This is a genomic window from Variovorax ginsengisoli (assembly GCF_030811835.1).
Classification (GTDB): domain Bacteria; phylum Pseudomonadota; class Gammaproteobacteria; order Burkholderiales; family Burkholderiaceae_C; genus Variovorax; species Variovorax ginsengisoli_C.
Genome location: NZ_JAUSRO010000023.1, coordinates 1 through 21,913, shown reverse-complemented (window position 1 = coordinate 21,913; position 21,913 = coordinate 1). Strand labels below are relative to the sequence as shown.

Annotated in this window: 20 protein-coding genes and 3 tRNA genes; 16 read left to right on the top strand and 7 right to left on the bottom strand. The window is 64.0% G+C overall.

Annotation, left to right across the window (positions count from 1 at the left end; genetic code table 11):
• Positions 1 to 296 precede the first annotated feature (296 nt).
• The 6 genes from J2W36_RS25650 (at position 297) to rimO (ending at position 6,724) form a co-directional block, all read left to right on the top strand.
• Positions 297 to 1,010, top strand: a complete 714-nt coding sequence (locus J2W36_RS25650; protein WP_307692653.1) for an SIMPL domain-containing protein — start codon at positions 297 to 299, stop codon at positions 1,008 to 1,010.
• A 98-nt stretch (positions 1,011 to 1,108) separates the two neighbouring features.
• Positions 1,109 to 2,065 carry an alpha/beta fold hydrolase gene (locus J2W36_RS25645; RefSeq protein WP_307692619.1) on the top strand — a complete coding sequence of 319 codons (957 nt, stop codon included), beginning with the start codon at positions 1,109 to 1,111 and terminating at the stop codon, positions 2,063 to 2,065.
• 99 nt (positions 2,066 to 2,164) lie between these two features.
• Positions 2,165 to 4,309: a RelA/SpoT family protein gene (locus J2W36_RS25640; protein ID WP_307692652.1), complete on the top strand. Its 2,145-nt coding sequence runs from the start codon at positions 2,165 to 2,167 to the stop codon at positions 4,307 to 4,309.
• A gap of 49 nt (positions 4,310 to 4,358) precedes the next feature.
• Positions 4,359 to 4,435 (top strand) — tRNA-Val (locus tag J2W36_RS25635).
• Between the two features lie 285 nt (positions 4,436 to 4,720).
• Positions 4,721 to 5,254 (top strand): polyhydroxyalkanoate synthesis repressor PhaR, encoded by a 534-nt coding sequence (phaR, locus tag J2W36_RS25630; protein ID WP_307692618.1) that lies wholly within the window; start codon positions 4,721 to 4,723, stop codon positions 5,252 to 5,254.
• A gap of 63 nt (positions 5,255 to 5,317) precedes the next feature.
• Positions 5,318 to 6,724, top strand: coding sequence for a 30S ribosomal protein S12 methylthiotransferase RimO (gene rimO, locus J2W36_RS25625; RefSeq protein WP_307692617.1), 1,407 nt, complete (start codon positions 5,318 to 5,320; stop codon positions 6,722 to 6,724).
• Positions 6,725 to 6,747: 23 nt separating this feature from the next.
• On the opposite strand, the gene J2W36_RS25620 is transcribed toward rimO, so the two are convergent.
• From J2W36_RS25620 to J2W36_RS25600, 5 genes are all read right to left on the bottom strand, one after another.
• Positions 6,748 to 6,876 carry a hypothetical protein gene (locus J2W36_RS25620; protein ID WP_307692616.1) on the bottom strand — a complete coding sequence of 43 codons (129 nt, stop codon included), beginning with the start codon at positions 6,874 to 6,876 and terminating at the stop codon, positions 6,748 to 6,750.
• A 187-nt stretch (positions 6,877 to 7,063) separates the two neighbouring features.
• Positions 7,064 to 7,348 (bottom strand): hypothetical protein, encoded by a 285-nt coding sequence (locus tag J2W36_RS25615; RefSeq protein ID WP_307692615.1) that lies wholly within the window; start codon positions 7,346 to 7,348, stop codon positions 7,064 to 7,066.
• Positions 7,349 to 7,570: 222 nt separating this feature from the next.
• Positions 7,571 to 7,655 (bottom strand) — tRNA-Leu (locus J2W36_RS25610).
• 42 nt (positions 7,656 to 7,697) lie between these two features.
• Positions 7,698 to 7,913, bottom strand: coding sequence for a hypothetical protein (locus tag J2W36_RS25605; RefSeq protein WP_307692614.1), 216 nt, complete (start codon positions 7,911 to 7,913; stop codon positions 7,698 to 7,700).
• Between the two features lie 198 nt (positions 7,914 to 8,111).
• A tRNA-Leu gene (locus tag J2W36_RS25600) sits at positions 8,112 to 8,196 on the bottom strand.
• A gap of 83 nt (positions 8,197 to 8,279) precedes the next feature.
• On the opposite strand from J2W36_RS25600, the gene rnr reads away from it, so the two are divergent.
• Both rnr and J2W36_RS25590 read left to right on the top strand, forming a co-directional pair.
• Positions 8,280 to 10,526, top strand: coding sequence for a ribonuclease R (rnr, locus tag J2W36_RS25595; RefSeq protein WP_307692613.1), 2,247 nt, complete (start codon positions 8,280 to 8,282; stop codon positions 10,524 to 10,526).
• Positions 10,527 to 10,564: 38 nt separating this feature from the next.
• Complete coding sequence (locus J2W36_RS25590; RefSeq protein WP_307692612.1) at positions 10,565 to 11,329, top strand: SDR family oxidoreductase; 765 nt, start codon at positions 10,565 to 10,567, stop codon at positions 11,327 to 11,329.
• A 7-nt stretch (positions 11,330 to 11,336) separates the two neighbouring features.
• Here the strand turns inward: J2W36_RS25590 and J2W36_RS25585 are convergent, their stop codons facing one another.
• Positions 11,337 to 12,797 (bottom strand): NAD(P)H-hydrate dehydratase, encoded by a 1,461-nt coding sequence (locus J2W36_RS25585; protein ID WP_307692611.1) that lies wholly within the window; start codon positions 12,795 to 12,797, stop codon positions 11,337 to 11,339.
• A 25-nt stretch (positions 12,798 to 12,822) separates the two neighbouring features.
• Positions 12,823 to 14,076, bottom strand: a complete 1,254-nt coding sequence (locus J2W36_RS25580; RefSeq protein WP_307692610.1) for a D-amino acid dehydrogenase — start codon at positions 14,074 to 14,076, stop codon at positions 12,823 to 12,825.
• Positions 14,077 to 14,418: 342 nt separating this feature from the next.
• Between J2W36_RS25580 and rpsB the strand changes: the two genes are divergently transcribed.
• From rpsB to rseP, 8 genes are all read left to right on the top strand, one after another.
• Positions 14,419 to 15,177, top strand: a complete 759-nt coding sequence (rpsB, locus tag J2W36_RS25575; protein WP_307692609.1) for a 30S ribosomal protein S2 — start codon at positions 14,419 to 14,421, stop codon at positions 15,175 to 15,177.
• An 80-nt stretch (positions 15,178 to 15,257) separates the two neighbouring features.
• Positions 15,258 to 16,181 (top strand): translation elongation factor Ts, encoded by a 924-nt coding sequence (tsf, locus tag J2W36_RS25570; RefSeq protein ID WP_307692608.1) that lies wholly within the window; start codon positions 15,258 to 15,260, stop codon positions 16,179 to 16,181.
• 92 nt (positions 16,182 to 16,273) lie between these two features.
• Positions 16,274 to 16,996 (top strand): UMP kinase, encoded by a 723-nt coding sequence (gene pyrH / locus J2W36_RS25565; protein WP_307692607.1) that lies wholly within the window; start codon positions 16,274 to 16,276, stop codon positions 16,994 to 16,996.
• Between the two features lie 13 nt (positions 16,997 to 17,009).
• Positions 17,010 to 17,570, top strand: a complete 561-nt coding sequence (gene frr / locus J2W36_RS25560) for a ribosome recycling factor (protein ID WP_307692606.1) — start codon at positions 17,010 to 17,012, stop codon at positions 17,568 to 17,570.
• The gene (gene uppS / locus J2W36_RS25555; protein WP_307692605.1) at positions 17,570 to 18,301 is read left to right on the top strand and encodes a polyprenyl diphosphate synthase; all 732 of its coding nucleotides are present in this window, start codon (positions 17,570 to 17,572) and stop codon (positions 18,299 to 18,301) included. The genes frr and uppS overlap by 1 nt, the downstream gene beginning before the upstream one ends.
• Positions 18,301 to 19,146: a phosphatidate cytidylyltransferase gene (locus tag J2W36_RS25550; protein WP_307692604.1), complete on the top strand. Its 846-nt coding sequence runs from the start codon at positions 18,301 to 18,303 to the stop codon at positions 19,144 to 19,146. Before uppS ends, J2W36_RS25550 begins: the two co-directional genes overlap by 1 nt.
• Positions 19,143 to 20,333 carry a 1-deoxy-D-xylulose-5-phosphate reductoisomerase gene (gene ispC / locus J2W36_RS25545; RefSeq protein WP_307692603.1) on the top strand — a complete coding sequence of 397 codons (1,191 nt, stop codon included), beginning with the start codon at positions 19,143 to 19,145 and terminating at the stop codon, positions 20,331 to 20,333. Before J2W36_RS25550 ends, ispC begins: the two co-directional genes overlap by 4 nt.
• Before the next feature lie 23 nt (positions 20,334 to 20,356).
• Positions 20,357 to 21,739 carry an RIP metalloprotease RseP gene (rseP, locus tag J2W36_RS25540; RefSeq protein WP_307692602.1) on the top strand — a complete coding sequence of 461 codons (1,383 nt, stop codon included), beginning with the start codon at positions 20,357 to 20,359 and terminating at the stop codon, positions 21,737 to 21,739.
• Positions 21,740 to 21,913 lie beyond the last annotated feature (174 nt).

The following is a 21,913-nucleotide window of genomic DNA, read 5'->3' as shown; positions in this document are numbered from 1 at the left end:
GCCCATCGTGCCGAACAGCGTGAGGAAGTCAGGCGCGAGCAGGCCGCCGCAGGCCGTCGCCTGACAGCAGCTGAGCTGGCCGAGTTGCGTGAGCAGGTTCGCCGGCAATCCGTGCCGCATCCTCCGCCGACAATGGAACCTCAACCGCCGGCACGTGTCTATCCAGGCATCCCGGCGATGACGCCCGAACGCTTGCACACCTTGCCTCGCAGCCAGCGGCCCTAAGTGCAGGATGACAACCTCGGATCGGCCAACGGCGGTTCGAAGCCTCTTAAAAACGAATGAGTGGAGTGCCAATTTTGAAATTTTCTCGATGGATCGCAGCCTGCGCCGTGCTCACAGTCACCAGCGCGGCCCTGGCGCAGAGTGGTGGCATGGCACCGCCCCAGAACGTTCTGCAGTTGTCCGCCAACGGAACCGTGGAAGTGCAGCAGGATCTGCTGAGCATGTCGCTGACCACCACCCGTGAAGCTGCGGATGCCGCCACGGTGCAGACCCAACTCAAGATGGCGCTCGACGCGGCGCTGACTGAGGCACGCCGGAACGCGCAGCCTGGCCAGCTCGACGTGCGCACCGGCAATTTCAACCTGTCGCCGCGCTATACCCGCGATGGCAAGATCAATGGCTGGCAGGGTTCGACGGAACTGGTGCTCGAAGGCCGTGACTTCCCGCGCATCACGCAGACGGCTGGCCGCATCAGCACACTCACGGTCGGTGGCATCGGCTTCGGGCTGAGCAACGAGCAGCGCGCCAAAGTGGAGACCGAGGCGCAGACGCTGGCCATCAACAACTTCAAGCAGAAGGCCGACGAGTTGAGCCGCGGCTTCGGTTTCACCGGGTACACCCTGCGTGAGGTGTCCGTCAACAGCAATCAGGGCGGCCCGGTACGCCCGCGGATGATGGCCATGGAGGCGTCAGCGATGAAGATGGCTTCCGATGCGCCGGTGCCGGTCGAGGCAGGGAAGACGTCGGTGGTGGTGAACGTGTCCGGTTCGGTGCAGCTGAAGTGACGTAGCTGCTTGCGGCAGGCGTGCGCGGCCCGGTGACAGGCCCGCAGATGATTTAGGATGCTGCGACGACCCAACGCGCCTTCCAGCGTCTTCGAGACATGACCCAGCCCGCCCTTCATTTCGTTTCTTGTGCCGACCCCCAGGGCGGTCACCGCATGGCGTACTGGCAGTGGGGAGATCCGGGTAGCGCGCGCGTTGTCGTCTGCGTGCACGGATTGACCCGTCAGGGACGTGACTTCGACTTGCTGGCGCAGTCGCTGGTCGAAGCGGTAGGCGGTGAGCTGCGGGTGGTGTGCCCGGACATCGTCGGGCGCGGCCAGAGCGACTGGCTCGCCGATCCGGCCCTGTATCAGGTTCCCCTGTACGCTGCCGACGTGCTGTCGCTCCTGAACCAGCTGCATGCCGAGTGCGCCATCACACAGCTCGGCTATGTTGGAACCAGCATGGGTGGCCTCATCGGGCTGGTGCTCGCGGGTTACAAGGACATGCCTTTGCCTGTACCGATCCGCCGGCTGGTCATCAACGATGTCGGCCCGACGCTCGATCCGGCTGCGGTTCAGCGCATTGGAAGCTACGTCGGCCAAGCCGGCCGCTTCGCTTCGCTGCAGGAGGCGGCCGACGCGATGTGGGCGGTCTCCCGCAGCTTCGGTCCGCATTCGCCCGAGGAGTGGCTTGCACTGTCGGTGCCGATGGTGGTAGCCGCGTCGCAGCGCAGCGCGGACGGCACGCGCAAGGTGGCGGCGGAGCAGCACGATGCTCCCCAGGCCTCATTCCTGCTGCACTACGACCCTGCCATCGGCGTGCCGCTGCGCGCCATGACACCGCAAGATGCCGCGCAGGGCGAGGCAGTCATGTGGTCGCTCTACGATGCCATCGTTGCGCAGACCCTGCTCCTTCGCGGTGCGCAGTCCGACCTGTTGTCGGCTGGAACCGCACAGGACATGGTGCAGCGGGGGCCGAAGGCCCGTTTGATCGAATTCGAGGGTGTGGGCCATGCCCCGACCTTCGTGCCGGCTGCGCAGCGCGCGGTCGTCACTTCTTTTTTGTTGGATTGAGTGAAACGCGATACATCAAGTCTGCCCGTGCGGGCCGTGGCGGAGCCGGCGGTGGTCGACTACCCGCTGTCTGCAGCCACGGCCGAGCGCAGTCCCGTCATGGAGAACATGCTGGGGCGCGCGCGTGCGTTCGCCGAGCCATTGATCGCCGATGAAAGGCTGGAAGGTTCAGGCGAGAACACGCTCGCGCACGCGGATGCGGTAGCCGCCATCGTGGCCGCCATGGGGGGGTCCGAGGCGATGCAGGCCGCGAGTTACCTCGTCTATTCGTGCCAGCACCTGAACCGCCCGCAGGAAGTCATCGCCAAGGTGTTCGGCGACAACTTTGCCGCGCTTGCTGTGGAGACGACCAAGCTCGTTCATGTGCAAAAGCAGGCCCGCTCGGCGACCATTGGGGCGCACACGGCTGACGGCAACGGCGCGCAGACCGAGAACGTGCGCAAGATGCTGCTGGCGTTTTCACGCGACCTGCGGGTGGTCATGCTGCGGTTGGCCTCGCGGCTGCAGACGCTGCGCCATGCAGCTGCGAGCAAGCAGCCTGTGCCTGAGAGTGTGGCGCGCGAATCGCTGCAGGTTTTTGCACCGCTGGCCAACCGTCTGGGGATCTGGCAGGTCAAATGGGAAATCGAGGATCTGTCGTTCCGTTTCCTGGAACCGGAAACCTACCAGCTCATCGCCCGCCTGCTCGACGAGAAGCGGGTGGAGCGTGAAGGCTATGTGGCGCAGTTGCGTGCCGAGCTCGAAAGCCAGCTGCGCGGCGAAGGCATCGACGCCACCGTGCAGGGGCGTCCTAAGAATATCTACAGCATCGTCAAGAAGATGCGCGGCAAGTCGCTCGATTTCGGGCAGGTCTTCGACATCATGGCGCTGCGTGTGGTGGTGCCCGACGTCAAGGATTGCTACGCCGCGCTGGCCTGGGTGCACTCGCGCTTCGAGCCGATCGACGAGGAATTCGACGACTACATCGCGCGGCCCAAGCCCAACGGCTATCAGTCGCTGCACACCGTCGTGCGCAAGGTCACGCAAGGCCGGTCCGGCAAACCCATCGAGATCCAGATCCGTACCGAGCAGATGCACGAGCATGCCGAGCACGGCGTGGCCGCGCACTGGGCATACAAGGAAGCGGGCCACAAGGGCTATGCAGGCGTGTGGGCCAGCGGCGAATACGACGCGAAGATTGCCGTGCTGCGCCAGTTGCTGGCGTGGGAGCGCGATCTTTCGGGCGGGCCACAGGGGCAGGGCTTGTTCGACGACCGCATCTATGTGCTGACGCCGGATGCCGCGATCGTCGAACTGCCGCAGGGCGCCACGGCGGTCGATTTCGCCTACACCGTCCACACCAGCCTGGGACACCGCTGCCGCGGCGCGCGCATCGACGGGGCCATGGTGCCCTTGAACACGCCGCTGCAGAATGGTCAAACGGTCGAGATCATCGCGGCCAAGGAAGGGGGCCCTTCGCGCGACTGGCTCAATGCCGAGCTGGGCTATCTGGCCAGCCACCGTGCACGCGCGAAGGTGCGTGCGTGGTTCAACGCGCAGATCACCCACGAGACGGTGGCCAAGGGGCGCGAGGCGGTCGAAAAGCTGCTGCAGCGCGAAGGCAAGACCGCAACGCGGCTCGAAGACCTGGCATCGCAACTCGGGTTCAAATCGGCCGACGATCTCTTTGAAGTTGTCGGCAAGGACGAGTTTTCGCTGCGCAATATCGAGATCTTGCTGCGGCCACCAGAGCCGGCGGCCAATCCGGACGACGGCGTTCAGATCAAGAAGCCGCGCGCAAGCGAGAAGTCAGGCAAGGGCGGCGTTCTGGTCGTCGGCGTGTCCTCTCTCATGACGCAGCTCGCCAAGTGCTGCAAGCCCGCACCCCCCGATGCGATCGGTGGTTTCGTCACGCGCGGCCATGGCGTCAGCGTGCACAGGGCGGACTGCAGCAACTTCCGCACGATGGCCAAGCTCAGCGCAGAACGTGTGATCGACGTGGAATGGGGCCAGCCCAAGGCCAGCGAAGTGTCGGTCTATGCCGTCGACGTCGCCGTCGAGGCTGCCGATCGCCAGGGCTTGCTGCGCGACATCTCCGACGTGTTCGCACGCGAGAAGATGAACGTGATCGGCGTACAGACCCAGTCGCTCAAAGGCACGGCCTGGATGACCTTCACCATCGAGATCGCCGATGCAGCGCGGCTCGTTCAGGTGCTGAAAGTCGTTTCTGCAGTTTCTGGCGTGCGATCTGCGCGTCGTCGTTGAGAAGCGGGTTTTTTTAGTGCTATAATTCGAGTCTTGGTAGATATGACTCAGGCGCGTAGCTCAGTTGGTTAGAGCACCACCTTGACATGGTGGGGGTCGTTGGTTCGAATCCAATCGCGCCTACCAAGTTTCTCCTCTGAAGAATTCGGTTCTTCAGTATCGCGGGGAAATTTGGCAGGTTTATTTCCAGTCTTCAAAAGCACCCCTTGGGTGCTTTTCGACTTTCTGGGTGCGGCTTTTCCGCTCATCCTATTTTTCCACTTTCCCGTGCCCGCGTTGGATTGTCTTATTGCAGCATTCCAAGCGAGCTGGCGCGTCCGTGCCCGGTCAGGGTAAACCTTGTCGCGGCGCAGCAAAGCAGCTCCCTAGAATGGACTGCGCATCCTGAGTGAACACGTGAAGGAGTCCTGAGTGCAGAGCAAGAAGTCCGGGGTCAAGCCGGCGCAGCGCGTCATCAAGAAGTATCCGAACCGAAGGCTCTACGACACCGACAGCTCGACCTACATCACGCTCACGGAGATTAGGGAACTGGTCATGCAGAGCGCGTCCTTCGTGGTGCGGGATGCGCGCAGTGGCGAAGATCTCACACGCAGCATTCTGCTGCAGATCATTCTCGAGGAAGAAGCCGGCGGCGCCCCCATGTTCACCGAGCCCGTGCTCGCAAGCATCATCCGTTTTTATGGTCATGCCATGCAGGGCTACATGGGGCCTTACCTGGAGAAGAACATCCAGGCCATGACCGCGGTGCAGGCCGAACTGGCCAGCAGCGGCGAGGTGCTGACGCCCGAGATGTGGGCCCGCTTCATGAGCCTGCAGTCCCCCATGCTTCAGGGGCTGATGGGCAGTTATGTGGAGCAGTCCAAGAACGTGTTCGTGCAAATGCAGGAACAGATGCAGAAAAACACCGAGCAGGTCCTCGGAGCCTTCGGTATCAAGCGGCCGTAACAGCGGTCCCGGTTTCATGGGGGGCTCGCGGCGCTTGGGCCCGTTAGCTGGGACAATAGGGGCATGAGTGAAGCTGTTGCCCCCGAACGAACTGTCCCGCTGACCGCACCCAAGGTCGGCTTTGTGAGCCTGGGTTGCCCCAAGGCCCTGACCGACTCCGAACTGATCCTGACCCGGCTGAGCGCCGAGGGCTACCAGACTTCCAAGACCTTCGAGGGTGCGGACCTCGTGATCGTCAACACCTGCGGGTTCATCGACGATGCCGTACGCGAAAGCCTCGACACCATTGGCGAAGCGCTGGCCGCGAATGGCCGCGTGATCGTCACGGGCTGCCTGGGCGCGAAGTCGGGCGAGGAGGGCGGCAACTTCGTGCGCGAAATGCACCCGAGCGTGCTTGCGGTGACCGGGCCGCATGCCACCCAGGAAGTCATGGATGCGGTCCACGCCAACCTGCCCAAGCCGCACGACCCCTTCATCGATCTGGTTCCAAATGCGTTTGGCGTGGCGGGGTTGAAGCTCACGCCGCGACATTACGCCTATCTGAAGATCAGCGAAGGTTGCAACCATCGCTGCACCTTCTGCATCATTCCCTCGATGCGCGGCGACCTGGTGTCACGCCCCGTGGGCGACGTGCTCAGTGAGGCCAAGGCCTTGTTCGAAGGTGGCGTCAAGGAACTCCTGGTGATCAGCCAGGACACGTCGGCTTACGGCGTTGACGTCAAATACCGCACCGGCTTCTGGGATGGCAAACCGGTCAAGACGCGCATGCTCGAACTGGTCCGCACGCTCGGCGAAATCGCCGAACCCTACGGCGCCTGGGTCAGATTGCATTACGTGTATCCGTACCCGAGTGTCGACGAAGTGATTCCGTTAATGGCCAGTGGCCTGGTGTTGCCGTACCTGGACGTACCGCTTCAGCATAGCCACCCCGACGTGCTGCGACGCATGAAGCGACCCGCCAGCGGCGAAAAGAATCTCGAGCGCATCGCGCGCTGGCGCGAAATGTGCCCTGAGCTGGTGATTCGAAGCACGTTCATCGCAGGTTTTCCCGGCGAGACCGAAGTGGAGTTCGAGCACTTGCTCGACTTCATCCGCGAGGCGGGCATTGACCGTGCGGGTTGCTTTGCGTACAGCCCTGTCGAGGGCGCAACCGCCAACGACATTCCCGGCATGCTCACGGAAGAAGTGCGTGAGCAACGCCGCGCCCGCTTCATGGAAGTGGCTGAAGCCGTGTCGATCGCCAGGCTGCACAAGCGCGTCGGTGCAACCATGCAGGTGCTTGTCGACTCGGCACCTGGTCTGGGTCGCAAGGGCGCCGTGGGCCGGACCTACGCCGACGCACCGGAGATCGATGGCACCGTGCGTTTGCTTCCCCCCGAAAAAATCAGCAAGACACTGAAGGTGGGCGAGTTCACGCGAGCGCGAATCGTCGGCGTCGAAGGCCACGACCTGGTCGCGCTGCCCATCTGAACCCTGCACATCGCGCGCGTCTTTCAGCGCGGGTGCAGGTTGCGCACTTTCTCGCGTTGGGCTGCCCAGACCGCCTCGTTGACGGCCCGCTCAGAGACCAGACGCTCTCGGCCGCAGGCACTGCAGCGGTACAGGCGCTTGCTGGGGAACATGCGCATCCACCACCGGCGGTGAATGCGCTCAAGCAGGTGAAGTTCGCAAGAGCAACGGGAAAACCAACTGAGCACACAATCTCCAGCAAAACAAAAATTTCAGCGTTTCGTGAAATTATTCGCTCGACATGTGACGAGATGTCGTGTGCTTACGTTTTTGTTACGGCTTGCGAGCGCGCCTGGGAACTCAACTGGTGCGCAGCTCGAAGTACGCCTCGTCGGCAGTTCCCAGGTCGCGAAAGCCGGCCGTCTTTGCCAGGTCGTAGGCCTTGGGCCAGCGATTGGCCAGCAGTAAATCGTCCCGAGACAGCGTGTCTGGGCCGGCATCGCTGGCATCCGAGAATGCCTTGAAGATCGGCATCACATCTTCTCCCAGCGCTTTTTCCAGGGCACGCCTGAAGCGCTTTTCCGCATCGGCCTTGGCATCTGCGGGAAGGTTGGGGAAGTCTTGCAGCGTAACGGCGTAGCTCATGGTGAATCCTTGCGAGGGTCGGAGGGAGACGCAGCACGCTGGCGCACTTGCCGCGTAGCTGCATTGCAGATGACTGTATGAATATACAGCTTTCCCGTCGTCGCATGCAAGCGTTCGCTGTGTCGGGTCATGGCGCACGTGGCTCTTGCTCGTCACATGGACTACAGACGAAAAAAATCCCTTGTAAATCAATGATCTACAAGGGATTCTCTGTATGAGGTATGGTGCCCAGAAGAGGACTCGAACCTCCACGATGTTACTCGCTAGTACCTGAAACTAGTGCGTCTACCAATTCCGCCATCTGGGCCCACTTGTCGCAAGATTGTTCATCTTGCGACGCGTTCGAATTTCAGGAACGACTTCGATTATAGCCACAAAAAGAGGTGCCTCCGGCGACATCCCCGATCAAAATCACAAATACTGAGGATCTCGGCGAGAAGCCGTCTTTTTCCGGGATGCAGAGCCATTCGCGGAAGGTATATTGGCAGTGCCGAACGATGTCGTCGAGTACCCCGGCTTCCGAGGGACGGGCGACGATGCGGATAGACTCCAACCATTCACTCATCCATGTTGCGCCTCGGGAAATCTGTCACTCGCTGTTTCAACAGCGGGCTGTGCCGTAGCCGCGCATGGAACGGCAGCCCCGCGCTTGTCGGACTCGACGTGAATGATGGCACGAGGCCATCCGTGCCGGTGATGGTGGTACAGACGAAAAAAAACCCTGGCAAATCAACGATCTACCAGGGATTCTCTGTATTAGGTATGGTGCCCAGAAGAGGACTCGAACCTCCACGATGTTACTCGCTAGTACCTGAAACTAGTGCGTCTACCAATTCCGCCATCTGGGCCCACTTGTTGCAAGAGACTTGCAACGCGTTTGAATTTCAGGAACGAAGGAGATTGTATCAAAAATAACGGCCAACCCAGCAGTGTGCTGGATGAATTCGAAGGATCGGTGCAGGGTCACCGCGACGGCCATGGCTACGTTCAGCGCGATGACGGCGAAGCGGATATCTACCTTCCGCCCAATGAGATGCGAGCCGTGCTTCACAAGGACCGCGTCAAGGCCCGCATCGTGCGCCAGGACCGGCGCGGCCGTCCCGAAGGCCGCGTGGTCGAGATCATCGAGCGGCCGGAGCAGCCCATCATCGGCCGGTTGCTCCACGAAGGTGGCATCTGGCTGGTAGCGCCTGAAGACAAGCGCTACGGCCAGGATGTGTTGATCCCGAAGGGAGCCACCGGCACAGCCAAGGCGGGCCAGGTCGTGGTCGTACAGCTGACCGAGCCACCGGCGCTTTTCGGCCAGCCCGTGGGACGCGTGCGCGAAGTGCTTGGCGAAATTGACGACCCCGGCATGGAAATCGAGATCGCCGTACGCAAGTACGGCGTGCCGCACGAGTTTTCCGAGGCGTGCCTGTCGGAAGCCAAGGCGCTGCCGGAGAAGGTGCGGCCCATCGACAAGAAAGGCCGTATCGACCTGACCGACGTGCCCTTGGTAACGATCGATGGCGAAGACGCGCGGGACTTCGACGACGCCGTGTACTGCGAGCCGGCCAAGGTCGGCCGTGGCAAGGGTTGGCGTCTGCTTGTCGCGATTGCCGACGTCAGCGCCTATGTACAGACGGGATCGCCGATCGACATCGACGCCTACGAGCGCGCAACCAGCGTGTATTTCCCTCGCCGCGTGATTCCGATGCTGCCCGAGAAGCTGTCGAACGGCCTGTGCTCGCTCAATCCCGAGGTCGAGCGCCTGTGCATGGTCTGCGACATGCTGGTGGCAGCCGATGGCGAAATCTACGCCTACCAGTTCTATCCGGCCGTGATGTTCAGCCATGCGCGCTTCACGTACACGGAGGTCGCTGCCATCCTGGGCAACACGCGAGGCCCGGAAGCAGCCAAGCGCAAGGACCGGGTCAAGGACCTGCTCAACCTCGCCGATGTCTACCGTGCGCTGCTCAAGCAGCGCAGCACACGCGGTGCGGTGGATTTCGAGACCACCGAAACGCAGATCGTGTGCGACGACGCCGGGCGCATCGAGAAGATCGTTCCGCGCACCCGCAACGAGGCGCATCGCTTGATCGAAGAGGCCATGCTGGCGGCCAACGTCTGCAGCGCAGACTTCATCGCCGAAGGCAAGCACCCGGGCCTGTTCCGCGTGCACGAAGGCCCGACCACCGAGAAGAAGGAAATCCTGCGTGGCTACCTCAAGGCCATGGGGGTGGGTCTGTCGATCACCGACGATCCGAAGCCCGCCGAGTTCCAGGCGATCGCCCAGGCGACCAAGGAGCGCCCTGACGCCCAGCAGATCCACACGATGCTGCTGCGATCGATGCAGCAGGCCATCTACACGCCGATCAATGGCGGTCACTTCGGCCTGGCCTACGAGGCCTACACCCACTTCACCAGCCCGATCCGTCGCTATCCCGACCTGCTGGTGCATCGGGTCATCAAGGCGATCCTGAACCGGTCGAGGTATCAGTTGCCGGTGCTGCCGACGCCTGGCGAGGCGCATGCCAAGCTGGCCAAGCGGCTCGCCTCGCGCGTCAAGTCACCGACCACCAAGCCGCAGAAGACCACCGTCGCGCCTACCAAGGAAACACTGGCGTGGGAAGCCGCAGGCCTGCATTGCAGCGCCAACGAGCGCCGCGCCGATGAGGCCAGCCGCGACGTCGAGGCCTGGCTCAAGTGCAAGTACATGCGCGAACACCTGGGCGAGGAATACGGCGGCGTCGTGAGTTCGGCGACCAGCTTCGGCATCTTCGTCACGCTCGACGCGATGTATGTCGAGGGCCTGGTCCACATCACCGAGTTGGGCGGCGAGTACTTCAAGTTCGACGAGATGCGCCAGGAATTGCGCGGCGAGCGTACCGGTATCCGTTATGCCATCGGCACGCGCGTGCGGGTGCAGGTCAGCCGCGTGGACCTCGACGGCCGCAAGATCGACTTCCGCCTGGTGCGCGAGGGCGAAGATCTCAACGCCCGTGCGATGAAGGACAAGGGCGTGCCACCAGCGACCGGAACGCCAGCCAAGCCGTCCACCAAGCGCAGTGCGCGGGCCAAGTCGGTGGAAGCCGGTTCGGACCGAGGCGCAGCCGGTCCGCAGTCGGCCATGCAGGCGTTCAAATCGGCGGTCAAGAAGGCTGCCAACAAGATGAAGGGGCGCAAGCCCCGGCGCTGAAAACGCGCATTCCCCCAAAAATAACAGAGGAGACTTTGATGACACAGACAACGCAATCCCCACGCACGGCCATCGTGACCGGGGCAGGCTCGGGCATCGGGCGGGCGGCGGCGCTGGCGCTGCTGGCCGATGGCTGGAACGTGGCCCTCGCGGGCCGCAGGCCAGAGCCGCTCAACGACGTGGCGGAGGCATCGGGGGCGACGACGCGCGCTTTTGCGGTGCCGACCGATGTGGCCAATGCGGACTCGGTGGCCGCATTGTTCGCGTCCGTTTGCGAACGCTTTGGACGCGTGGACCTGCTGTTCAACAACGCCGGTGTCGGCAATCCGCCCGGCCCGTTCGAGGACTGGACGCCCGCGCAATGGCAGGGCGTGGTCGACATCAACCTCAACGGCATGTTCTATTGCATCCAGCAAGCATTTCGCACGATGAAGGCGCAAAGCCCTCGAGGCGGCCGCATCATCAACAACGGCTCGATCTCGGCAACCACACCGAGGCCGAACTCGGCGGCTTACACGGCGACCAAGCATGCGGTCGAGGGCCTGACCAAGACCGCCTCGCTCGATGGGCGCAAATACGACATTGCGGTGGGTCAGATCGACGTAGGCAACGCCATGACCGAACTCGCCGCGCGCATGGCCAAGGGCGTGCCGCAAGCCAATGGCGAACTGGCAATCGAGCCGCTGATCGACGTGAAGATCGTCGGCCAGTCGGTGCTCTACATGGCCAATCTGCCGCTCGAGGCCAATGTGCTGTTCCACACCGTCATGGCAACGAAGATGCCCTTCGTCGGGCGCGGCTGAGTCGTCGTCAAACGGGCGCCTGGCGCGCCAGCGTCCCGGCCGTGAGCGGCGCCGCATCGGCCGGCCAGGTGTCGGCGACGTGGCCGTGCCGCCAGACGGCTTCGCATGCCGCCTCGAAGGGCGACTGCTTCGCGGCCAGTGCCGCACCGATCATGCCCGCGAGCACGTCGCCGGTGCCGGCTGTCGCCAGCTTTGCATTGCCGGTGAGGTTGATCACGGGCGAGGCATCGCCGTCCGCGGCGATCACCGTACCCGAACCCTTGAGCACCGCCACGACGCCAAAGCGTGTTGCGAGCTGGCGAGCGGCGGCCAGCCGGTCGGCCTGAACGTCGCTGGCTGCGTAACCCAACAGACGTGCCGCTTCCAGGGGATGCGGTGTGATCACCGTCGGCTGGCCCCGTTGAGCGCGCGACACGAGTTGCATCTGCAGCGCGCTGTCGGCGGCGATGGCGTTGAGCGCGTCGGCATCGAGCACCAGTGCAGCCGCTGTCGTCAGGACGCGCGGCAGCGCTGCGCGAATGGCGGTGCCGCCTCCGCAACCGCAGACGGCAGTCATGTCCGACAGGTCGAGCGTGTGGCCGTCGCGCAGCATCAGCTCCGGTTGCGCCGTGTCCACCGGTGCAGCGCTCGGATCGAGCAGTCCGACGAACACGCGGCCCGCACCTGCATGCAGCGCAGCCGATCCGGCCAGCAACGCGGCCCCGGCCATGCCGGGTGCCCCGCCGATCACAGCGACGTCGCCGTAACTGCCCTTGTGCGATGCATGAGTGCGCCGTGGCGCCTTTGGGCGTCCGGCCAGCCGCGCCGTGGGAGGTTCAGCGTGCTTGTCGCAGCCGAGATCGTCGAACCAGACCGTGCCTGCCGCGTCACGGCCGTTCGCGGTGAACAGCCCGGGCTTGAGCGTCAGGAAGGTCAGGCAGACGCGGGGCGTCCTCGCATCGGCACTGATGCGGCGCGACAGCACGCCTGTGTCCGCGTTCAATCCGGACGGCACATCGACGCTGAGCACCGGCTGGCCACTTGCGTCCATTTCCTGCAACCATTCGACCATCACGCCTTCGGGTGGTCGGGTCGCGCCGATGCCCAGTAACGCGTCGATCGTCAGTTCGTAGTCCGTGGGCGGCTCTTGCGCAAAGATCACCTGGGCGTCCCGGGCGCGCTGCAGCGAGGCCTTGGCATCGGGCGGCAGCCGATCTGCGTCGCCAGCGAACGTCACGACGGGCATGAAACCACGCTGCCTGAGCTGCGCAGCCGCTTCAAAGCCGTCACCGCCGTTGTTGCCGGGGCCGCAGGCGATCCAGACCGTGCGGGCATGCGGCGCGACTGCCATGGCGAGCCGCGCCACGGCGAGGCCGGCACGCTGCATCAGCGTGTGAGCGGGCAGGGCGGCCGCAGCCGCGCGCTCGATACGGCGTGTCGCGGTGATGTCGAACAGGTCTGCGGCGGTGGCGGAGGTGACGCGGTACATCCAGCCATTCTGCAGCGATGGGATCCTAAAGACGCAGCCGCTCGACGCCCAGACCTTCGAGGTCGATGCCTGCGTCCTGTCCCGCAACAAGGTCGGCCAGCACCCGGGCGCTGCCGCACGAGAGCGCCCAGCCGCTCGAGCCGTGTCCGAGGTTGAGCCAGACGCCGGGCACGCCGCTCGGCCCGATCACCGGCGGACCGTCGGGAAGCATCGGCCGGGCGCCTTTCCACTGCTGCACGCCGGTCTGCAGCGTGGCCGCGCCGGGGAACCAGTCGTGCAGCACCTTGTAGAGCGTCTGTAGCGCACGCGGGTTCATCGTGTCCGCATGGCCACCGATCTCTGCGCTACCGGCCACGCGCACGCGCAAGCCCATGCGGGAGATCGCCACCTTGTAGCGCTCGTCCATCACGGCGCTGCGCGGCGCGTTGAGCGGTTCGCGGATCTGGGCCGTCACCGAATGGCCGTACACCGGCGCCAGCGGCATGCGGATGCCGAGCGGGCGCAGCAGCGCCGACGACGAAACGCCGGCGCAGACGACCACAGCGTCATAGGGAATGGCGTCGGAGCCGGCGGCCAGCGCGAGCGAGCGCGGCGCCGATCGGCTCAGCGGCGCGATGTTGCAGTTGAAGTGGAACTGCGCGCCGAGCGCTTCGGCCTCGCGCTTGAGCAGCAGGGCGAACTGCCGGCAGTTCGCGACTTCGTCCTCGGGCAGATGGATGGCGCCCGCGAGTTCGGTTTCAGTGCTCAGGGCCGGCTCCAGCCGGCGGGCTTCGTCAGCATCGATCTCTCGAAACACGCTGCCGGCGTTCCGTAGCACCTCCAGCCCCGGCTGCACCAGCTTGCGCTCCCGCTTGGAGCGCAGCAGCACCAGGTAGCCCTCGCTGCGCTCATAGCTCAGCGCGCGGGTTTCGGTGATCTCGTGCAGCCGGGTGCGGCTGTAGAAGGCCAGGCGCTGCATGCGGGTGCGGTTGGCCAGGTAGGTCTCGAGCTTGCAGGCGCGCTGCCAGTGGGACATCCAGCGCAGGTCGCGTGCGGCCAGCGGCCATCGCACCTTGATGGCGCCGTGGGTGGAAAGCAGCGACCGCAGCACCTTCATCCGCATGCCGGGTGCGGCCCAGGGCGTGACGTAGCCGGGCGCGACCACGCCGGCATTGGCGAAACTGGACTCTTCAGCGGCGGCCCCGCGGCGCTCGAAGACGGTGACCTCATGGCCGTCGCTGGCCAGCTCCCAGGCGGTGGTGACGCCGATGATGCCGGCGCCCACGATCGCGATTTTCATTGGATCTTGTGAAGGAATGGCGCCGACCGCAGGACGCGGCCGCAGCGCAGGGCGCTATTGTTGCAGCGCATGAACCGGCCGGCCGGGGATGAGGCCACGATAAACCTGCGGTCCGACGAATCGAAAGGCCGGCGGCGTGACGCGCGTGGCGTCGGCAGAGCACAGTATCGGGAAGGGCGGAGGGTAGCGCGTGCTATACTCTTTGGGTTTCGCTCTTCAGCAAGTCTTGGGGATTTGTTCGAGGCGAAGCACATTCGCAAACCAGCCCACTCAAGGTGTTGCAGCTTCGTGGTGAAGTGCAAAACGGGCTGGATTTTAGACCCAACCTTTGGAGTTATTCCTATGTCGACGACCATGCGCGAAATGCTGGAAGCCGGTGTCCATTTCGGTCACCAAACCCGCTTCTGGAACCCCAAGATGGCTCCGTTCATCTTCGGCCATCGCAACAAGATTCACATCATCAACCTGGAAAAGTCGCTCCCGATGTTCCAGGACGCGATGAAGTACGCCAAGCAGCTCACCGCCAACCGCGGCACCATCCTGATGGTCGGCACCAAGCGCCAAGCCCGCGAGATCGTGGCTGAAGAAGCGCGCCGCGCCGGCGTGCCCTTCGTTGACACCCGTTGGCTCGGCGGCATGCTGACCAACTTCAAGACGGTCAAGACCTCGATCAAGCGTCTCAAGGAAATGAAGGCCCAGCAGGAAGCGGGCCTCGATTCGCTGAGCAAGAAGGAGCAACTGACCTTCACGCGCGAAATCGAAAAGCTGGAAAAGGACATCGGCGGGATCCAGGACATGACCGCGCTGCCGGACGCGATCTTCGTGATCGACGTGGGCTTCCACAAGATCGCCGTGGCCGAAGCCAAGAAGCTGGGCATCCCGCTGATCGGCGTGGTGGACTCCAACCACTCGCCCGAAGGCATCGACTACGTGATCCCTGGCAACGATGACTCGTCCAAGGCTGTGGTGCTGTACGCACGCGGCATCGCTGATGCGATCATCGAAGGCCGCAACAACGCGGGCAACGACGTGGTGAAGGCCGTTGCCGAAGGCGCGACCGGCGACGATTTCGTTGAAGTCGAAGAAGGCGCTTCCGCCTGAGAGTGCTCTCTGCGAGCCTTGAAGAAGGGGCTTTGTGGCCCCTTTTTTTGATCTGATTTTTTGAATACGGAGAACGAACAATGGCTGCAATCACCGCAAGCATGGTGGGCGAACTGCGCGCAAAGACCGATGCGCCCATGATGGAATGCAAGAAGGCCCTGACCGAGGCCGACGGCAACATGGACAAGGCCGAAGAGCTGCTGCGCATCAAGCTGGGCAACAAGGCTGGCAAGGCATCGGGCCGCATCACCGCTGAAGGCGTCGTCACGGCATTCGTCGACGGCGATGCCGGCGCGATGATCGAAATCAACTGCGAAACCGACTTCGTGACCAAGAATGACAGCTTCCTGGCATTGGCCAATGCCGCTGCCATGCTGGTCGCCAAGCACAACCCTGCCGACCTGGCTGCACTGGGCGCGCTGCCCTACGAGCAAGACGGCTTCGGCCCGACGCTCGAAGACGTGCGCAAGGGCCTGATCGGCAAGATCGGCGAGAACATGAGCTTTCGCCGCTTCAAGCGCTTCGCCGGCAATGGCAAGGTCGCTTCGTACCTGCACGGCACGCGCATCGGCGTCATGGTCGAGTTCGAGGGCGACGACACGTCGGCCAAGGACGTGGCCATGCACATCGCCGCCATGAAGCCGGTGGCCATCTCCGCTGCCGACGTGCCTGCCGACCTGATCGCCAAGGAGCGTGCCGTGGCCGCAGGCAAGGCAGAGGAAGACCGCAAGGTCGCCGAAGCCGCAGGCAAGCCGACGCAACCTGCCGACATCGTCGCCAAGCGCATCGAAGGCGGCGTGCAGAAGTACCTCAAGGAAGTGTCGCTGCACAACCAGCCGTTCGTGAAGAACGACAAGCAGACCGTCGAAGCCATGCTCAAGGCCAACAGCACCACCATCAAGGGCTTCACGCTCTACGTGGTGGGCGAAGGCATCGAGAAGAAGGTCGACGACTTCGCCGCCGAAGTGGCCGCGCAGGTCGCCGCCGCCAAAGCTGCCGCCTGAGGGCGAACCACACGACAGGGTCGGTTGACCCTGTTGCTTCCGACAGCCACGTCTTACACTCGCCACCGCCACTCACTTTCAAGGAAATTCCCATGTCAGAAGCCCGCCCAGCCCACAAGCGAATCTTGTTAAAGCTGTCCGGTGAGGCTCTGATGGGAGACGATGCCTTCGGTATCAACCGCGCGACCATTGTTCGAATGGTCAGCGAGGTTGCCGAGGTCGTGAACATGGGTGTCGAGGTGGCGGTCGTGATTGGTGGCGGCAATATTTTCCGCGGTGTTGCGGGCGGCTCGGTCGGCATGGACCGTGCCACGGCCGACTACATGGGCATGTTGGCCACGGTGATGAATGCGTTGGCCCTCGCCGATGCCATGGACAAGCAAGGACTGATCGCGCGTGTCATGTCGGCCATTGCCATCGAGCAGGTGGTCGAGCCTTACGTGCGCCCCAAGGCACTGCAATACCTCGAAGAGGGCAAGGTCGTGATTTTCGCCGCGGGCACGGGCAACCCGTTCTTCACGACCGACACGGCCGCTGCGCTGCGCGGCGCGGAAATCGGTGCCGAACTCGTGCTCAAGGCCACCAAGGTCGACGGTGTCTACACGGCCGACCCCAAGAAGGATCCGCACGCAACCCGTTACGCTTCGCTCACCTTCGACGAAGCCATTGGCAAAAATCTGGGCATCATGGACGCCACAGCCTTCGCGCTGTGCCGCGACCAGAAGCTGCCGATCAAGGTGTTCTCGATCTTCAAGAATGGTGCGCTCAAGCGCGTCGTGATGGGCGAGGACGAAGGCACGCTGGTGCATGCCTGAGGAGCAAAGAAAAATGACCATTGCAGACATTCGCAGCGCAACCGACTTGAAGATGAATCAGTCGATTGCCGCTTTCCAGAACAATCTGACCAAGATCCGCACGGGCCGAGCAAACACGGCGCTGCTCGATTCGATCCACGTCGAATACTACGGTTCGGCCGTGCCGCTGAGCCAGGTGGCCAACGTCTCGGTGCTCGATTCGCGAACCATCAGCGTCCAGCCTTGGGAAAAGGGCATGGGTGCCAAGATCGAAAAGGCCATCCGCGAGAGCGACCTGGGCCTGAATCCCTCTTCGATGGGCGAACTGATTCGCGTGCCGCTGCCCGCGATGAGTGAAGAGCGCCGCAGGGAAATGACCAAGCTGGTGCGCAACGAGGGCGAGAGCGCCAAGATCGCCACTCGCAATTTGCGGCGCGACGCCAATGAAGCCGTCAAGAAGCTGGTCAAGGACAAGCTGGCCTCTGAAGACGACCAAAAGCGTGCCGAGGCCGATATCCAGAAAGTGACCGACCGGCACATCGCCGAGATCGATCGCCTGGTGGCGGCCAAGGAAGCCGAGATCATGGCCGTCTGATGCGCACAGCGCCAGCCACGCCCCATCACATCGCCATCGTCATGGATGGAAATGGCCGCTGGGCCACGAGGCGGTTCCTGCCGCGCGTGGCCGGGCATAAGCAAGGCGTCGAGGCGCTGCGACGCTGTGTGCGCGCCTGCATCGACCGTGGGGTGGGCGTGTTGACGGTGTTCGCCTTTTCTTCGGAGAACTGGAATCGTCCGGTCGAAGAGGTTTCAGGCCTCATGGAACTGATGGTCGGCGCGCTCGGACGCGAAATTCCCAAGCTCTCTGCCGATGGCGTACAGCTGCATTTCATCGGAGAGCGGGGGGGCTTGTCGGAACGCATCATCGCAAGCCTGGTTCGTGCTGAGGGCCTGACTGCGCACAACAGCAAACTGGTCTTCAACGTCTGCTTCAACTATGGCGGACGTTGGGACATTGCACGCGCTGCGGCCCAATTGGCCGCGCGTGGCGAGGCACCGACCGAAGCCAATCTGGACCGGGCCATGGCGCTGTCGCACGTGCCGGATCCGGACCTGTTCATTCGCACGGGCGCGGAGCAGCGGCTGTCGAATTTTCTGCTCTGGCAAAGTGCCTACGCGGAGTTGTTCTTCAGCGACAAGCTGTGGCCGGAATTCGACGAGGCCGCGCTCGATGCCGCCATCGCCGCCTATGGCAGCCGTGAACGGCGGTTCGGAAAAACCTCGGCGCAGCTCGACGGCGGCTCCCGGGACAGGCAGCCTGCCTGATGCTCAAACAACGCATCATCACGGCCCTCGTGCTGCTGGCCATCCTGCTGCCGGCCTTGTTCTACCCGTCGTACGTACCGTTCGGTTGCGTCATGCTGGTGCTGATCGGCGCGGCGGCGTGGGAGTGGGGCCGCTTGAACGGGTACGGCCCGGCCATGTCGCTGTTTCTGGGCGCAGAGATGGTGGTGCTCTGCGCGCTGTCGTGGTGGCTGGGCTTGCTCAACCAGAGCCTGTTCGGCGTGTGGCTGGTCGCCAGCGCAGCCTGGGTGCTGGGTGGCGCCGCGCTGCTTCGCGTGGCCGTGCCGGGATGGGGTTCGATTCCGCGTGGTCTGCGCCTGGTGGGTGGGCTGATGGCGCTGTGGGTCGCCTGGATGGCCGCGGTGCAGGCGCGCATGGCCGGCATCAACTTCTTGCTCTCGATTTTCCTGCTGGTCTGGATGGCTGACATCTGCGCCTATTTCGCCGGGCGGGCTTTCGGACTCAAATTCACCCGCAGCAAGCTGGCACCGACCATCAGCCCCGGCAAGAGCTGGGAAGGCGTGTGGGGCGGCATGGCTGGTGTGGTGATGCTCGCACTGGCATGGATCTGGGCCGATGCTGCGCTGGGGGCCACCGTTGCCAGCCTGTACACGCGACTGGCCGAGCGCGGCTGGTGGCTGCTTTTGATCGGTGTGGTTTTCCTGGTGGCGATGAGCGTGGTCGGCGATCTGGTCGAGTCGCTCGTCAAGCGCAGTGCCGGCGCCAAGGACAGCAGCAACCTGCTGCCCGGCCATGGCGGCGTGCTCGACCGGGTCGATGCGCTCTTGCCGGCGCTCCCCATTGCCCTGATGCTGGCGTCGCTGTGACCGAGGTCTGCAAACAACGCGTCACGGTGTTGGGCTCGACCGGATCGGTCGGCGTCAGCACGCTCGATGTCATCGCTCGGCATGCCGAGCGCTTCGAGGTTTTCGCGCTCACGGCTGCGACCAAGGTCGACGAATTGCTCGCCCAGTGCGCGAGGTTCACGCCGCGCTTTGCCGTCATGGCGAGCGCGCCGCATGCCGCACTGCTTGCCCAGAAACTCGAACAGAGCGGGCTGGCCACGCGCGTGCTCAGTGGGCCCGATGCGCTGGAGACCGTGGCCGCGCACGACGAGGTTGACAGCGTGATGGCGGCCATCGTGGGCGCGGCGGGCCTGGCACCTTGCCTGGCGGCAGCGCGTGCCGGCAAGCGCCTGCTGCTCGCCAACAAGGAAGCACTGGTGGTCGGTGGTGAACTGTTCATGCGCACGGTGCAGGAGGGCGGGGCAACGCTGCTGCCGATCGACAGCGAGCACTCGGCCATCTTCCAGTCGCTGCCCGAGGATCCATCCACCTGGGCGCGGCGCATCGACAAGATCATCCTGACCGCGTCGGGCGGGCCGTTTCGCACCCGCGACGCGTCGACCCTGGCGTCGGTCACGCCCGAACAGGCCTGCGCCCATCCCAACTGGGTGATGGGGCGCAAGATTTCGGTCGATTCCGCCACCATGATGAACAAGGCGCTCGAAGTCATCGAGGCGCGTCACCTGTTTGGCGTGACGCCCGAGCAGATCGAAGTCGTCATTCATCCGCAGAGCGTGGTGCATTCGATGGTGCAGTTCACCGATGGCTCGGTGATGGCGCAGTTGGGTACGCCCGACATGCGCGTGCCGATCGCTGTGGGTCTGTCGTGGCCCGACCGCATCGAAAGCGGCGCGACGCGGTTGGACTTTCGCAACATGCACGCGCTGACCTTCACGGCGCCCGATGCCGAGCTCTTTCCCGGACTGGGCCTGGCTTGGCATGCACTGCGGGCCGTCTCCGGTACCACGGCCGTGCTCAACGCAGCCAACGAGGTAGCGGTGGAAGCATTTCTGGATCGCCGACTGCGCTTCGACCGTATTCATGCGGTCAATCTCGAAACTCTGGAGGCCGTGGCACCCACGCGGCCGACGTCGCTGGGCGACCTGCTTGCGCTGGATGCAGCCGCTCGCGCTGCTGCCAATGCCGCAGCGCTTCGCTTCGCGGCCTGACCCGTCTTTCAAAGGGAATCACGATGCTCACCGTCATTGCCTTCCTCATTGCATTGGGCGTGCTGATCGCCGTTCACGAGTTCGGCCACTACCGCACGGCGGTGGCCTGTGGCGTCCGGGTCATCCGTTTCTCGGTGGGCTTCGGCCCGGCCCTGTACCGGTGGAAGCCCAGGAAACAGCATCCCGGCCAGGATACCGAATTCGTCATCGGCGCGCTGCCGTTGGGCGGCTACGTGAAGATGCTTGACGAACGCGAAGCCCCGGTGCCGCCTGAGGAGCGCCACCGCGCGTTCAATGCGCAGCGCCTGCGTTCGCGTGTGGCCATCGTGGCGGCGGGCCCGATCGCGAACCTGCTGCTTGCTGCTGCGCTCTACACGCTGGTCAATTGGATCGGCGTCCAGGAGCCCGTGGCGCAACTCGGTCGGCCGGTCGCCGGGTCGCTGGCCGAACAGGCGGGACTGCGTGGTGGCGAGAAAGTGCTGGCTGCAGGCTTTGACGGCGAACTCGAGCCTGTGGAATCGTTCGATGGCTTGCGCTGGCGCATGACGCGCGGCGCGCTCGACGGTCGCGACCTGACCATCGAGGTGGCGGGTGAGGGCGCTGGCGCACCGACGCGGCAGCTGGTGTTGCCGCTCGGCAGCCTCGATGCCAAGGATGCCGACGCACAGATGTTCCGCAAGATCGGTGTGCTGTCGCCCATGACGCGGCCGGCGTTGGGTGAGGTGATGGCCGGTGGTGCCGGTCAGCGCGCCGGCCTGCAGGCGGGCGATTTGGTCCGGGCGGTTGGCGGCACGGCTGTGATCGATGGACAGCAGCTGCGAGAAATCATTCGTGCCTCGGTCGACGGCGCACAGCCACGGACACAGGCCTGGTCGATCCTGCGGCATGGCCGGGAACTCACGCTGCAGGTCACGCCCGAAGTGCGCGACGAGAACGGCGCCAAGGTGGGCCGGATTGCGGCCTACGTGGGCGCGCCGCCGCAGATGTTGACGGTGCGTCGGGGGCCGATCGATGGCATCACGCGCGGCGTCGAACGCACCTGGGAAGTGTCTGCGCTGACGGTGCGCATGATGTTCAAGATGGTGACGGGCCAGGCATCGTTGAAGAATCTGAGCGGCCCGCTCACGATTGCCGATTACGCCGGAAAGTCGGCCAGTCTTGGCATCACGCAGTATCTGGTCTTTCTGGCGCTGATCAGCGTCAGCCTGGGCGTGCTCAATCTGATGCCGCTGCCCGTCCTCGACGGTGGGCACCTGATGTATTATCTTTGGGAAGGCCTGACAGGCAAGAGCGTCTCCGACGCCTGGATGGACCGTTTGCAGCGCGGCGGGGTCGCTTTGCTGCTGGTCATGATGTCCGTCGCACTTTTCAACGACGTCAATCGACTCTTCGGGCTTTTTGGCTAACTTATGCCGGCGATTCTCGCCGGCTCATTTCACACATGAACACAACTTTCAGTCGCTTTCGCCTGCGTAGCGTTGCTGCGGTGGTCGCCAGTGCCCTGGCCGCGACGGCCGCCTGGGCCGTGGAGCCCTTCACCGTGCGCGACATCCGGGTCGAAGGCCTGCAACGCGTGGAGG